At 67.6% G+C, this 14,422-nt stretch carries 11 protein-coding genes and 2 pseudogenes; 7 read left to right on the plus strand and 6 right to left on the minus strand.

Annotation, left to right across the window (positions count from 1 at the left end):
* Positions 1-100 precede the first annotated feature (100 nt).
* Positions 101-163 (plus strand): annotated as a pseudogene (locus OG405_RS10640) (hypothetical protein); the annotation flags it as partial.
* Between the two features lie 55 nt (positions 164-218).
* On the opposite strand, the gene OG405_RS10645 reads toward OG405_RS10640, so the two are convergent.
* The 3 genes from OG405_RS10645 to OG405_RS10655 all read right to left on the minus strand — a co-directional run bounded on the left by OG405_RS10645 (position 219) and on the right by OG405_RS10655 (position 3,100).
* Positions 219-1,121 carry an amidohydrolase family protein gene (locus OG405_RS10645; RefSeq protein WP_327151456.1) on the minus strand — a complete coding sequence of 301 codons (903 nt, stop codon included), beginning with the start codon at positions 1,119-1,121 and terminating at the stop codon, positions 219-221.
* Positions 1,122-1,179: 58 nt separating this feature from the next.
* Positions 1,180-2,226, minus strand: a complete 1,047-nt coding sequence (locus OG405_RS10650) for a nucleoside hydrolase (protein WP_327151457.1) — start codon at positions 2,224-2,226, stop codon at positions 1,180-1,182.
* A 106-nt stretch (positions 2,227-2,332) separates the two neighbouring features.
* Positions 2,333-3,100, minus strand: a complete 768-nt coding sequence (locus OG405_RS10655) for an MHYT domain-containing protein (RefSeq protein ID WP_327151458.1) — start codon at positions 3,098-3,100, stop codon at positions 2,333-2,335.
* 438 nt (positions 3,101-3,538) lie between these two features.
* Here OG405_RS10655 and OG405_RS10660 point away from each other — a divergent pair, with 438 nt between their 5' ends.
* From OG405_RS10660 to OG405_RS10675, 4 genes are all read left to right on the plus strand, one after another.
* The gene (locus tag OG405_RS10660) at positions 3,539-3,772 is read left to right on the plus strand and encodes a hypothetical protein (protein ID WP_327151459.1); all 234 of its coding nucleotides are present in this window, start codon (positions 3,539-3,541) and stop codon (positions 3,770-3,772) included.
* Positions 3,773-3,928: 156 nt separating this feature from the next.
* Positions 3,929-4,741: a Sir2 family NAD-dependent protein deacetylase gene (locus tag OG405_RS10665; RefSeq protein ID WP_327152297.1), complete on the plus strand. Its 813-nt coding sequence runs from the start codon at positions 3,929-3,931 to the stop codon at positions 4,739-4,741.
* Between the two features lie 11 nt (positions 4,742-4,752).
* Positions 4,753-5,166 (plus strand): YjbQ family protein, encoded by a 414-nt coding sequence (locus tag OG405_RS10670; protein WP_327151460.1) that lies wholly within the window; start codon positions 4,753-4,755, stop codon positions 5,164-5,166.
* A gap of 28 nt (positions 5,167-5,194) precedes the next feature.
* Positions 5,195-6,271: a Gfo/Idh/MocA family protein gene (locus OG405_RS10675; protein ID WP_327151461.1), complete on the plus strand. Its 1,077-nt coding sequence runs from the start codon at positions 5,195-5,197 to the stop codon at positions 6,269-6,271.
* An 85-nt stretch (positions 6,272-6,356) separates the two neighbouring features.
* Here the strand turns inward: OG405_RS10675 and OG405_RS10680 are convergent, their stop codons facing one another.
* Entirely contained in the window at positions 6,357-7,178 is an 822-nt protein-coding gene (locus tag OG405_RS10680) for a thioesterase family protein (protein ID WP_327151462.1), read from the minus strand.
* Positions 7,179-7,477: 299 nt separating this feature from the next.
* On the opposite strand from OG405_RS10680, the gene OG405_RS10685 reads away from it, so the two are divergent.
* Positions 7,478-9,682, plus strand: a complete 2,205-nt coding sequence (locus OG405_RS10685) for a molybdopterin oxidoreductase family protein (protein ID WP_327151463.1) — start codon at positions 7,478-7,480, stop codon at positions 9,680-9,682.
* Between the two features lie 89 nt (positions 9,683-9,771).
* Here OG405_RS10685 and OG405_RS10690 read toward each other — a convergent pair.
* A pseudogene (locus OG405_RS10690) lies at positions 9,772-11,515 on the minus strand (N-acyl-D-amino-acid deacylase family protein).
* Positions 11,516-11,599: 84 nt separating this feature from the next.
* Positions 11,600-13,045: an NADP-dependent phosphogluconate dehydrogenase gene (gene gndA, locus OG405_RS10695; protein WP_327151464.1), complete on the minus strand. Its 1,446-nt coding sequence runs from the start codon at positions 13,043-13,045 to the stop codon at positions 11,600-11,602.
* A gap of 383 nt (positions 13,046-13,428) precedes the next feature.
* Between gndA and OG405_RS10700 the strand changes: the two genes are divergently transcribed.
* Entirely contained in the window at positions 13,429-14,346 is a 918-nt protein-coding gene (locus OG405_RS10700) for an alpha/beta hydrolase (protein ID WP_442790745.1), read from the plus strand.
* Positions 14,347-14,422 lie beyond the last annotated feature (76 nt).

Genomic DNA, 14,422 nt, shown 5'->3' on the forward strand with positions numbered 1-14,422 from the left:
GCGCGCAGCACCCGGCCACCCGAACCGCTCGCGGCCGTACTGCGTGATGCCCTCAACCAGTTGGCCGCCGGGCTGCCCGTACCGAACGGCAGGACTCGAGATGCGCTACGACGTGATCATCGCCGGGGCGGGCCCGGTGGGTCTGCTGCTGGCCTGTGAACTCGGCCGGGCCGGTATCCGGCCGCTCGTGGTCGAACGGAACGCCGGGCCGGTATCGGTCAGACCCTACCGAACTGGTCCGCGGCATTGCGGTAGCAGACTCGGCGCAGCCACTCGTCGCCCAGTTCCAGCCGCTCGAGGGCCTGAACGGCATGCCGGTACGGGTAAGGAATGTTCGGGAAATCGCTACCGAACATGATCCGGTCGCCGTGGTCGATCAAACGCTGCCGGTCCGCCACCGGGAACGGGACATCGGCCTCGGCGAAATCGGTGAACGCCATCGTGGTGTCCAAACGCACCTCCGAATACCGATCTGCCAGATCCAGGAAGTCCCGGTACTCGGGCATACCCATATGCGCCACGATCAGCGGCAGCCGCGGAAACCGCCGCAGCACCTCGGCGATCGGCCCGGGGCCGGTGAAGGCGCCGGGCGCGGGACCGGAACCGCAGTGGATCACGGTGGGTACGCCGGCGTCCTCGAGCAGGCCCCAGACCGGGTCCAGCAGCGGGTCGCGGGGGTCGTAGGCGCCGACCTGGATATGCGCTTTGAAAACTCGGGCGCCCTGATCCACCGCGGCCGCCACGTACCCGGCGGCGCTCGCCTCCGGATAGTAGGTGGCGGTGTGCAGGCATTCCGGGACCTCGGCGGCGAACTCGGCAGTCCATTCGTTCAGCCAGGCCGCCATATCCGGCCGGTGCGGGTACACCAGCGCCGTGAAGGCGCGGATGCCGAAGCGGCGCAGGGTGTCCAACCGCACCGATTCATCGGCGCGATAGGTGATCGGCCAGGGACGTCCGGTGAGCGGCCCGGCCTCGTCGAAGTAGGCCCAGACTTTACGCAGCACCCGGTGCGGCATGAAATGGGTGTGCACATCGATTATCCCGGGCAATTCCAGTCGCTGCCGGAACTCGGCCAGATACGCCTCGTCGGCCGGCACCTCTGCTACTCCGGAGGAGTTCACGTTCGTACCTCTCGATCGGGTCGGACGGAGTTCGGCGGCCGGTCACCGGGCGAGGGGTTCATCGGCATGCTCCCCCCGGATACCGGGCGCGGGCATGGTCGCCGATCCGGGCGATCATCCGGTCGAAGAATTGCACAGGGTCGGTGCCGACGACGATATCGGCGTTGGGTGGGCGCCCCCACATCCCGGCCCAGTCGGCGACAGTGGTGGCCCGGGTGAGGGTGCCGGCGAGTTCGACGTCCACGGTCGCGGGCCGGGTGCGCGCCAGCGCCGGATCCAGCGCTACCGCTGCGGCGAACGGATCGTGCATATGGGCCAGGTAGCCGAGGTCGTAGCCGTGGTGGAAATCGAAGTAGAAGCGGACCGCATCGGTCAGGTATCGGATGATCGGATTGCCGGCCACCGAGCGAGCCTCGGGCGGGTCGGTGGGGGATACCGTCTCCAGCGGGTGGCTGCCGGCGCGCTCGGCCAGCCGGATCAGGTGCGCGGGTCGCATCTCGATGGATTCGGTGATGTCGAGACCGCATACGATCGGCCGGCGGTCGGGCGGGGCGGCGGAGAACGCGTCGAAGACGATCTTCGCGGCTTCGGGGTCGACGTGGATGTTCCACTCGCTGGTCGGGGTGGTGTTCCCGGGGTGGTTGAAAGCACCGCCCATGATCACCAGCCGCCGCAGGAGCCGGGGAAGTTCGGGTTCTTCGCGCAGGGCGAGAGCCAGATTGGTGAGCGGCCCGGTGCACAACCCCATCAGCTCGCCCGGGTTCCGCCGGGCCAGATCCACCCACATCCGCGCGGCACTGCGAGTGGAGACGCGCCGGGTGGGAGCCGGGAGTTCGGCATAGCCGACCCCGTGCGGCCCGTGGGTGTCCTCGGTGGTGCGCAGCGGGATCTCGAGCGGGCCTGCCGCACCGACCGTCACCTCGATCTCCGGGGCCCGGGCCAGCTCGAGCCACGCCAGATTGTTGATCGCGACCTGTGCCGCAGGCACATTTCCGGCGGTGGAAGCGATACCGGCTATCTCGGCGTCGGGGCTGGCGAGCAGATAGAGCAGCGCGAGGGAATCGTCCACGCCGGTGTCCACATCCAGGATGATCCGCTGCCGCACCCCGCGACCCTATCGGGGCGCCGCGCCGGCCTGATCGGCGCATGTCATGGCACGTGACGCATTTCGGCCAGGCGACCCGAAATGTCCCGAAGCGGACGCCCTGGGGTCAGTCGCGGGTGGGCCAGTAGGTGTCGGTCGCGGTCCGTCGCGCCAGCGACGCCGCGCCGCTCACCTCGGTCAGGCCCAAGTGGAACAGCATGCCCACGGTCAGCAGGCTGACACCGACGATCAGCGGCGTCAGCAACTGCGCTGCTCCCGCTCCCGACGGCGTCATCTGGTGCTGCGCACCCACGTGCATGGCGTACATGCCGGTGTAGTGCATACCGGCCACGGCCACGCCCATCACCAGTGCGGCGCCGACCGTGGCCAGGGTGCCGCGGACATTGAGGGTGAACCAGAGCGCGGCGGTCGCGGCGATCACCGCGATCACCATGGACAACGCCACAGTCGACCATTCGTAGCCGATCTCGACATCGGTTTTCATGGCGTACATACCGGCATAGTGCATGGCGCCCACACCGATTCCGGTGACCACGCCGCCGACCAGCAGGCCCTGGGCGCCCATCCGGCGCTGCTGGGCCAGGCACAGTCCGAGCCAGACCACCACCATGGCGATGATCGCGCTGACAAGGGTCACCGGCACGTCGTACTTGATGGCCGCGCCGTTGATCCGGAATCCCAGCATGGCGATGAAGTGCATGACCCAGATTCCGGTGCCGCCGATGGCGACCGATGCGGCGATGAGCCAGCCGTCGAACGGCGATCCGGTGCGGACACGGCTCATGCACCGTAGCCCGAGCAACGATCCGGTGAACGACATCACGTACGCGACCACGGGGGTGAGCCAGCCATGGCTGAAGTGGTCGATCTCCACCGGTGTACCTCCTCGCTGGGGTGGAATACCGCCCCCGCAACAGCGGAACACGAGCATTCCAAATTGGTGAACGTGCAGGAGGTGAATTTAGAGGAGTTGTGTCATAAAAAACAAGCGCCGCAAAAAGGACATCGGCGCACCTGCGACACGGAAATTGGGCGACGCCGGTCCGGTGGTCGGATTATGACACGGGCCACAGTACCCGATGTCTTGCTATCGACCCCGGCAATCGATCGGCATGTCGAACTCGCAACTCCACGCGAGGATCCGTCCGAGTTCCGGGGCGTGCTATGCGGATTCGGCGAACACGCTGGTAGCTGGGTCGGTGGCCCGCGCAACCTGGGGCCGGAACAGGGGTGCGGAGGTGGACTCGAGTTTCCGGTTGCGCTGTGCGTCACCGGTCCTCGGCGTAGGCTTCGAACAACTCGAAGGAGACCCATGCCTGGCACATCCAGCCGCAGCACCACCCCTATCGACCACGCCGTTCCCGAGTCCGATCTGGCCGAGTTCGCGGAGATCCGCAGTGCCGAACGCGCGGAGGCCGCGCGCCGCAGTGCTGTCGCCGCCCGGATCGTCGCCGGCCATTCCACCGACGCCGCCGATTGCCGCAACCTGCTGGCCATGCTGGGTCTCGACGCGGAAGCGGGCAAGCTCGCCGGGATCCAGACGTGACCGAGTAGTTCCCGGTCCCGGGTGGTGGCCGGACAGTGGCCGCCGCCCGGCACGTAGGCTCGGGGTATGCCCGCCACGGCACTGCTCGGCCGCGACCACGCCGATTCCTGGACCGACGCTCTGGACGATCTCGTCGAGGTGATCGGCGACCGGTCGATGGTCGTGCTCACCGGCGCCGGAATATCCACCGACAGTGGCATACCCGATTACCGCGGACCGGATTCGCCGCCGCGTAATCCGATGACCTACCAGCAGTTCGTGGGCGATCCGGTATTCCGTCAGCGTTACTGGGCGCGTAACCACGTGGGTTGGCGGCATATGGACGCCGCTTGCCCGAACGCCGGCCACCGTGCCCTGGCCGAACTGGAACGGCGGGGCGCGGTCACCGGGGTGATCACCCAGAACGTCGATCTGCTGCACACCAAGGCGGGCAGCCGCCGGGTGATCGATCTGCACGGCAGCTACGCCCAGGTGCGCTGTCTGGGGTGCGAGGCACGGATCTCCCGGATGGCGCTGGCCGAACAACTGGAGCTTGCCAATCCGGGTTTCGCCGCCGCCTCGGTGACCGGGCTCGAAGTGGCGCCCGACGCCGACGCCGTGGTCGAGGACACCAGCGATTTCCGCATGGTGGATTGTCCGCGCTGCGGCGGACTGTGGAAGCCCGATATCGTCTACTTCGGGGAGAGCGTGCCACCCGAACGAGCTGCGGCCGCCTACGAGTTGGTGGATTCGGCCGAGGTGATCCTGGTGGCCGGATCCAGTCTGGCCGTTCTGTCGGGCCGCCGCTTCGTACACCGGATCGCCCGCAACGGTGGCACGGTGGTGATCGTGAACCGTGGTGCCACGCGCAGTGACGACCTCGCCACCCGCCGCCTCGATGCCGGATGCTCGCCGGTGCTCTCCGGATTGGCGCAACGATGCCGGGCCCGCGGTGCGTACCCGGCAGCCACCGATACCGGATCCGCGTAGGCTGCCCGGATATGCGCAGCACAGTCATCGCGGTGCACACCGGCCGCAACGAAATGGTCCGTGATATCACCCCGGAATGCCGGGCGTTCGTGAACGAGGCGGGCGGCGACGGTCTCCTGCACATCTTCGTACCGCACGCCACCGCCGGAGTCGCGGTTCTGGAGCTGGGCGCACACAGTGACGAGGATCTACTGGCCGCTCTGCGCGACCTGCTGCCGGCCGACGATCGGTGGCGGCACGCGCATGGATCGCGCGGGCACGGGCGCTCCCATGTGATGCCCGCGCTCATCGCCCCTTACGCGACTGTTCCGGTGCTCGCCGGCGAACCGGCGCTGGGAACCTGGCAGTCGATCGCGCTGGTCGACCTCAATGTCGATAATCCGGACCGCGAGGTCCGGTTGTCATTCCTGACCTCCGCCGGGTGAGCGCGGCCGCCGGGTAACGTCGGCGGGTATGAGCAGCCTCGGAGTCGCCGTCATCGGATACGGGCTGGCTGGATCGGTGTTCCACGCACCACTCGTCGCCGCCGAGCCCCGGATGCGGGTCGCCGCCGTGGTGACCGGTTCGGCCGAACGGGCGGCGCAGGCGCGCCGTGAACATCCCGGGGCCCGGGTGCTGCCCGACGCCGACAGCCTCTTCGCCGATATGTCCGGTATCGATCTGGTGGTCGTGGCCGCACCCAACCGTGTGCACGCCGAACTGGCGCGCCGGGCGCTCCGAGCCGGAGCCGCGGTGGTGGTGGACAAACCCTTCGCGGTGACCGCCGCAGAAGCCGAGGATCTACTGCGCTCCGCACAGAGTACCGGGCGGCTGCTCACCGTTTTCCAGAATCGGCGGTGGGACGGTGATTTCCGGACGGTCCACAAGCTCATGGCCGACGGTGCGCTGGGCCCGGTGCGCCGCTTCGAATCCCGATTCGAGCGCTGGCGGCCGGTACCCAAGGGCGGCTGGCGCGAGGTCGGCGGACCGGACGACGCCGCCGGGATCCTGTACGACCTGGGCAGTCACCTCGTCGACCAGGCCCTGACACTGTTCGGCCCGGTCGAGAGCGTCTACTGCGAACTGGCCGATCGCCGCCCCGGCGTCAGCACCGACGACGATATGTTCCTCGCCCTCACTCACACCGGCGGCGCGCTCTCCCATCTGTGGGCGAGTGCCGTGGCCCCACTGCTCGGCCCCCGGTTCCGGGTGCTCGGCGACCGGGCCGGGTACGAAGTGCACGGTCTTGATCCCCAGGAGGCAGCACTGCGCGATGGTCGCAGGCCGGGGGACGCAAGCCGCTGGGGTGTCGCGGCCGAGGCGGACTACGGCGTACTCGGCGCGGGGTCCGAGGTGACGCCGTATCCCACTCTGCCCGGAGACTATCCCGCTTTCTACGCGGCCACCGCAGCCGCAGTGCTGGACGGCGGGCCTGTACCGGTCGATCCCGCCGACGCGCTCGCCGGGCTCCGAATACTCGAAGCGGCCCGCGAATCCGCCGCGTCCCGGGCTGTGGTGCAGTGTCGCGCCTCCGGTGCTGTGGGACTGTAGGCGCCTCCGGTGCTGTGGTACTTGTCGGCACCTCCGGTGCCGGGGCGCTGTAGCGCCTCTGATCCGCCATGCGCGGGGGTTCGGGTCAGGCGAGTGGGCCGATCGAGAAGTCGATCTGTCGACGGGCGTTGGACAGCGTGGTCACCACGCAGGTGCCGACGGGGCCGGTCCGGTCGTACAGGGTGGCGCTGCCGATGGAGATCCCGGCCGAGGCGATGGTGTTCTCGGCACGCAAGCCGAGTTCGTGGCCGATCGGGAGCCGGGCCAGTGTCACGGTCACATCGGCATTGATGTACCCGGCGCCCTCGGATCCCCAATGGCATGTGTGGTTGGTGGCATCGCCCATGATCGCGGCGCGCTGGAAAGGGGTGATCTGCTCACCGGCGACCAGGGGCGGCAGGCTCTGCCAGCAGATCTTGCGGTCGGCGTTCTGGTTCGCCCCGAAATCGGGGGTCCAGTCGCGGTCACCGCTTTTGAACAGTGGCGGCGATCCCGTCGGCGACATCCGACCCTCCGGAGGTGTCGGTAATTCCTCGGTCGGACTCCATACCCGTCCCGGCGGCTCGGCACCGGGAGTCAGGAAGAGGGCCGAGGCCCGAGCCCGGTCCTGACCATCCTGTACGAGGGCGGCGTCGATCACGGCGATCCGTGAGCCACGGCGGATCACCGTGGTGCGCATGTCGAACGGTCCGTCGGCCACCGGCCGGTAGAGATCCACGGTGAGGCGGGCCGGGACGAAGCTGTCGGGGCCGTGGTTCTCCAGCTCCCGGGCGAGCAGACCGCACACTCCCGTTCCACTGAGATTCTTCGGCGTCCACGGGCTGATTGCGAGTTTCTCGGCAACGAACCGATCGCCTTGTCTACGGAAGAAGCTCACCATTTGCGGCTGGTCCCCCTTCGGGCCCACTGCTCGACACTCGGAGCGGAACACGTTACAGGCGTGGCCAGGGGTCCGCACATCGCTCCCGCGCTCGATTGCGGTGGCCGAGCGGATCCGCCGCTCCGGCCTCGGCGCGGGAGACTCGGTGCTACCTGTTCGGCGGAGAGCGCCGGTGGTCCTGGAAGGTCGCCGCAGTGCCGGTGGCTGTGCTCGCGGGGTTGGTCGCCGGTTCGGCTTTCGCTCGAGGGCTCGCGATGCGGTGATGTTGCGCCGCGAATCTCCCGATACACCTTCCGGCTGGTGTCTCAAAGGGTGATGATGGTGGCATGGCCGCACCGAATCCTGCCGCACCCGATACCGCCGTTCGGAACCTGCTGCGCACCTGCCCGCTGTGCGAGGCGGCCTGCGGCTTGGAGCTGACCGTAGACTCGCTCGATCGAGTGACCGGCGCGCGTGGCGACAAGCTGGATCCGTTCAGCAAGGGTTTCCTGTGCCCGAAGGGTGCCAGTTTCGGGCAGCTCGACGGCGACCCCGACCGGATCACCGAACCCATGATCAGGGATCGCGCCACCGGTTCGTGGCGGGCGGTCGAGTGGGCTGAGGCATTCGACCTGATCGCCGCTCGGATTTCGGCGATCAAGGCCGAACACGGTAATCAGTCGGTGGCGTTGTACCTGGGCAACCCCAATGCGCACACCGTCGCAGGGACCCTGTACGCACCAGCTTTGATCCGCGCGCTCGGTTCGAGGAATATCTTCTCCGCCAGTACCGCCGATCAAATGCCCAAACAGCTCGCCTGCGGGTTGATGTTCGGCGATCCGCTCGCCGTCCCGGTCCCCGATCTCGACCGCACCGACTACGTGCTGATGCTGGGCGCCAATCCGCTCGAATCGAACGGTTCGCTGTGCACCGCGCCGGACTTCCCGGGCCGATTGCAGGCGCTGAAGGCGCGCGGCGGCCACCTGGTGGTAGTCGACCCGCGACGTACCCGTACGGCCGCCCGGGCCGATGAGCATCTCTTCGTTCGGCCGGGTACCGACGCTTATCTGCTGTTCGGCATCGTGCACGCCCTGTTCGCGGAGGATCTCGCCGAGATCGGTGTGGAGGTCACCGGCCTGGACGAGTTGCGGTCGGCAGCCGCGGAATTCGATCCGGAAACCGTCGCCGCGCGCACCGGAGTGCCCGCCGATACCGTTCGTCGGCTCGCCCGCGAACTCGCCGCGGCCCCGACCGCGGTGGTGTATGCCCGGATCGGGACCTGTACCGCCGAGTTCGGCACCGTCACTCAATGGCTGGTGGACGTGATCAACGCGCTCACCGGAAACCTCGACACCCCCGGTGGCGCGATGTTCGCGACCGCCGCCGTCCGCGGGATCGTGCGCACCAAGCCCTTCCGGCCGGACCGCTGGCGCAGCCGGGTCCGTGACCTGCCCGAGGCGATGGGCGAACTGCCGGTGGCGACGCTGTTCGACGAGATCACCACCCCCGGTGAAGGTCAGGTGCGGGCGTTGATCACGGCTGCCGGTAATCCGGTGCTGTCGGCGCCCAGCGGCGCCCGGCTGGATGCCGCATTCGCCGGGCTGGATTTCATGGTCAGTGTGGACTGCTATCTGAACGAGACCACCCGGCACGCCGATGTGATCCTGCCGCCGCCGCGTCCGGTGCAATCCCCGCACTATGATTTCGCGCTGCTGCAGTTCGCGGTCCGCAATTACGCCCGGTACTCGCCGCCGCTGGTGCCGTTGGGGGGCAGGCCGTCGGAGGCCGCGGTGTACGTGCGGCTGGCGGCGGCGGTAGCTGGGCAGCCGCACAATCCGACCGCGGAATACGATCCACTCACTGCCTTCGACGAACTCGTCATCGGCACCACGTTGCGGTCGGCCGGCCTCGAGCAACGGCGGCCCGAACTGTCCAGCGGTACCAGTACCGAACAGCGTCTGGATCTGATGCTGCGGCTGGGGCCCTACGGCGAGTGGAACGGCGGGGACCTGAGTCTGGATACCCTCCTCGGCAATCCACACGGTATCGATCTGGGCGCACTGCGGCCACGGCTGTCCGAGGTGCTGCGTACAGCGTCCGGAAAGGTGGATCTGGCACCGGCGCGGCTATTGGCCGATCTCGACCGATTGCGCGCCGGATCGGCGGCCGCACCGGCGGAAATGGTCCTGATCGGGCGCCGTCATCTACGTTCCAACAACAGCTGGATGCACAATGCGCCCCGGCTGGTGGGTGGGACGAATCGCTGTACGCTGCAGATCCATCCCGACGATATCGCCCGCCTCGGACTGTCCCAGCAGGCGCTGGTGAAATCTGCCGTCGGTTCGCTCACGGTCCCGATCGAGCCCACCGATTCGATCATGCCCGGGGTGGTGAGCCTGCCGCACGGCTGGGGGCATACCACCGGCTCGCAGCAGGTGGCTCGGCAGAACGCAGGTGTCAACGCCAATGTGCTGACCGATGATTCGATCCTGGACGTGCCGTCCGGCAATGCCGTGTTCAACGGCGTCCCGGTCTCGGTGACCCCCGCCTGACTCGTCTCGCCGCAGCTACGGCCTCGAGTCGTTCGCGGTACCCGTCGACCGGCGCTGAGGGGCGGTACGCGATCTTCCCCTGGTGAGGTTCAGCGCTGTCCGGGCCGTAGGAAGCGCCCGGTCCGGGTAGTGCCCAGTGCCGGATCGGCCGTGCCGTCGCCGAAAACGTAGCGCCCGCCGATGTAGACCGCTGTGACTGCGGCGTCGTTGCGGTTCACCATGCGTTCGAGGCCGCCGTACTGAGCCACCGGGCTCTCGGCGTACGCGTCGAGCGAGTCGTCGAGTCCCGCCGGGTCGATGACTACCAGATCGGCGCGGTCACCTTCCCGGAGGCGGCCCGCGTCGATGTCGTACCAGTCGGCGAGTTCACCGGTGAGCCGGTGCACTGCGCGCTCGAGCGGGATCACCGGGGTACCGGCCTGTTCGGCTCGGTACATCCGGCGCAGGAATCGGAGCCCGAAATTGTAGAAGGCCATATTCCGCAGATGCGCGCCCGCGTCGGAGAAGCCGAGCTGGATACCCGGATGAGCGGCGAACCGGTCCAGGATTTCGGGCCGATGGTTGGAAATGGTGGTGCGCCAGCGTAGTTCGGTGCCATGCTTGAGCACGAGGTCGAGGAAGGCGTCCACCGGGTGCAGACCGCCCCGATCCACACCGACCTGCCCGAAAGTCTTACCGACGACGGCATCGTCCGGGCAGCTGACGATCTCGGCGTCGAAGAAATCGCGGTGCCAGACCCGCATCCCGAATTTCGCGTCGTAGTCCTTGCGAAAGCGGCGGCGATACTTCTCGTCGGCGAGCAGCGCATCGCGTTTCACCCGGTCGGCCAAGTGCAGGGCCGCGGCGCCGGAACCGAATTCCTCGAAGATCACCAGGTCGATCCCGTCGGCGTACACCTCGAACGGCACCGGCAGATGCTGCCAGCGGAAATCGGCGCCGAGCGCGTTCACCAGCCGGGCGAGTGAGCCGATCAGGATGACAGCGAACGGGTTGGCCTTGATATCGGCGGCAGACAGCAGGCTGGTCTTGAGCCTGCGACGCCCGATACCGAGGCTGCCGAAGATCATCGCACCCAGACTGCGCGGAGAGGTGATATCCGGACCGCCCTGCAGGATCCGGCCGCGCCGCCGCAGGATCGCGTTGAGACGCCGCCGCTCCTTCGCCCGCGCATAGGTGGACGGCAGTGTGCGGGAGCGGCAGGTTTCGCCGTCGACCTTGTCGAAGAGCAACTGCTGGGCCGACAGACCGACGAACCCGGCGTCGAGCGCCTCGTTCAGCGCCGATTCCATATCCGCCAGTTCCGCGCGATGGGGGCGAACCTCCTTGCGGGTGGCGCGGTCGAGCCCGAGCCGTGCGGTGCGGATATCCGAGTGACCCAGCATGGCAGCGATATTCGGCCCCAGTGACAGTTGTTCGAGCGCGGTTACGTATTCGCTCGCCGAATTCCAGGTCTTGGTGTCGTGGAGTGTCTCGATCACGTGACGGCGCGGGATGGCCTCGACGCGGCCGAAGATATCGCCCGCACCGGTCGGGTCGATATGAACCGTCGACAGGGAACACGAGCCCAGCAGGACGGTGGTGATACCGTGCCGGACCGATTCCGGCCGCCGGGGATTTCAGCACCTCGATGTCGTAATGGGTGTGGATATCGATCATCCCCGGCAACACCCATTTACCCGCCGCGTCCACGACATCCGGGCAGTGCGTTTCGTCCAGCGGTGTTTCGGAGACGGCCACGACCCGATCGCCGCGCAATCCGAGATGGCGAATCGCCGAGGCTGCGCCGGTACCGTCGAACCAGCGTCCGCCTTTGATGATCGTGTCGTAGCTCACATCGTCATTGCAACTGGTCGGATGACCCGGAGTCAAGAGGGGATGGGCGCCGCCGGGCCCGGCATCCCGCCCGGCGGCCGTATGTCAGCTGGTCCGGACCTCGGTCCGGTCCTCGCTCCACAGAGTGTGGAATTTGCCCTCGGCGTCCACCCGCTCGTAGGTGTGCGCACCGAAGAAGTCGCGCTGCGCCTGAGTGAGCGCGGCCGGGAGGCGTTCGGCCCGCAGTGCATCGTAATAGGACAGCGAGGAAGCGAACGCCGGTACCGGAATGCCCAGCAGCGTGGCGGTCGCGACCACCCGCCGCCAACTGTCGATCGCCGTTTCGATCGCCTCCCGGAAATAGGGCGCGAGGATCAGGCTCGGCAGCGCCGGATCGTTCTCGTAGGCTTCTTTGATCCGATTCAGGAAGCGAGCGCGGATGATGCAGCCGCCGCGCCAGATAGTGGCCAGATCACCCGGGTGCAGATTCCAGTCGTATTCGGCACTACCGGCGGCGATCTGGTCGAAACCTTGGGCGTAGGCGACGACCTTGGACGCGTACAGGGCCTGCCGGATATCCTCGGTGAACTGCGCGATGTCGGTGGGTTTGGCGGCCAGTCGGCCGGCGGCGAGGCCCTCGGCCGCCGCGCGCTGCCCGCGCGAACCCGACAGTGCCCGGGCGAAAACTGCCTCGGCGATACCGGTGACCGGAACACCCAGGTCGAGTGCGGATTTCACGGTCCAGCGCCCGGTTCCCTTCTGCTCGGCCGCATCCACGATCACATCCACCAAGGGCCTACCGGTTTTCGCATCGACCTGGTTCAGCACCTCGGCGGTGATCTCCACCAGGTAGCTCTCCAGGTCACCGGAATTCCACTGGGTGAAGATATCGGCGATCTGCTTCGGGTCCAGGTCCAGCGCCGCCCGGAAGAGGTGGTAGGCCTCGCCGATCAGTTGCATATCGGCGTACTCGATACCGTTGTGCACCATCTTCACGAAATGACCGGATCCGTCCGGGCCGATATGGGTGCAGCACGGGGTACCGTCCACCTGGGCGGCGATGGATTCCAGCAGCGGTCCCAGCGATTCGTAGGATTCCGCCGGGCCGCCCGGCATGATCGAGGGCCCGTTGAGCGCGCCCTCTTCGCCACCGGAGATACCGGCACCGACGAAGTTCAGGCCGCGGCCGCGCAGCGCGGCCTCGCGGCGGATGGTGTCGGTGTAGAGCGCGTTACCGCCGTCGATGATGATATCGCCGGTCTCCATCGCGTCGGCGAGCTCGGAGATGACCGCGTCGGTGGCGTCGCCGGCCTTAACCATGATGAGTACCCGGCGCGGTTTCTCCAGCGCGCCGACGAACTCGGAGATGGTTTCGGTGCGGACGAAATCACCATCGTCACTGTGCGCGGCGAGCAGCGCGTCGGTCTTGGCGACGCTGCGATTGTGCAGTGCGACGGTGTAGCCGTGTTTGGCGAAGTTGCGGGCGATATTGCTGCCCATCACCGCCAGGCCGGTGACCCCGATCTGTGCACGCGCTGTGGAGGACGCCATGAACCAGCTCTTTCGTTCGACTGTTTCTACATTTCGGCGGGTTCCGCCGGGTCGCGATGATCGTGGAGACCGCCCGCGAGCCGGTGACTGCCCTGTCTTCTTTCTACCGGGTGGCCCGGTACGGGCATGCGCAGACCCGCCGACAACCGCTTCCGCGTACCCGTAACGACACGCGCGGCGGGGGTGCGCCACGCCGGAGAGCCTGTGCCGCCCGGCCCCGCACACCCGTGCCGCGCGCCCGGAGATCCGTGGTCTCAGCTGCGTATTTCATGATCGGCAGCGAGCCACGCTGGCGCACAACGGTAATTCGGCACGAGACGCGGCGGCGAGCCGACGCGCGAATTGGGTACACCGGAGGGGTGCGGAACAAATTCTTGCTCACGATGTCGACCGCGGCAGTGGTGGTCGCGGCATCCTTGTTCAACGTTCAACCCGCCGCGGCCACCCCGGGGCCGCGGGTAGACGCGGAGAAACCGATCGACGGTCGCTCGATCGTGCTCGATGTGTATTCACCCGCTATGGACACGGTGGTGACCAATCGTGTCATTCCGGCGGCGGGCGGGGGACCGGCGCCCACGGTGTATCTGCTGACCGGTATCGGTGGTGGTGCCGACGGCATCTCCTGGTGGGACGATACCGATGTCCGGCAGTTCTTCGGGGACAAGGACGTGAACGTGGTGATGCCGATAGGTGGTGCCTACTCGATGTACACCGATTGGCACACAGACGATCCGGTGGTGGGACGAGCTCGCTGGCAGACCTATCTCACCCAGGAGTTGCCGTCGGTCGTGGACGCTCGTTTCGCCACCACCGGCCGCAACGCGGTCGCCGGGGTCTCCATGAGCGGTGGGTCGGCCGTGGATCTCGCGATCCAGGCACCGGGCCGGTATCAGGCGGTCGCTTCCTTCAGCGGATGTCCGTGGTCCGCTGATACAGCGGGGATCGCGATGGTCAGCGCACAGGTGGTGCGCGGGGGCGCCAACCCCGGCAATATGTGGGGTCCGCCGGGAGGCGCGGGCTGGCAGGCCCACGACGCGTTCGCGAACGCATCCAGGCTGGCCGGAAAGATCGTGTACCTCTCCGCCGCCTCCGGGATGCCGGGCGATATCGACCGCGGCTGGGGTTTCCCGCCGGTCGAGGCGATCGCCAGTGTCTGCACCTCGGCTTTCGCCGGCCGCCTGGGGCAGCTCGGGATCGGAGTGGTGCATATCGACCGGCCCGCGGGTGCGCATACCTGGGGTCAGTTCGAGTACGACCTGCACGATTCCTGGCCGCATCTCGCCCGGGCCATCGGCGCCTGAACGCCACTGCCGAACCCCTGGATTCTGTGCGACCGGTCGGCGCGGTGCCCCTTTTCCTACCCCGGATCCCAACGTT

Source organism: Nocardia sp. NBC_01329, assembly GCF_035956715.1.
Taxonomy (GTDB): domain Bacteria; phylum Actinomycetota; class Actinomycetes; order Mycobacteriales; family Mycobacteriaceae; genus Nocardia.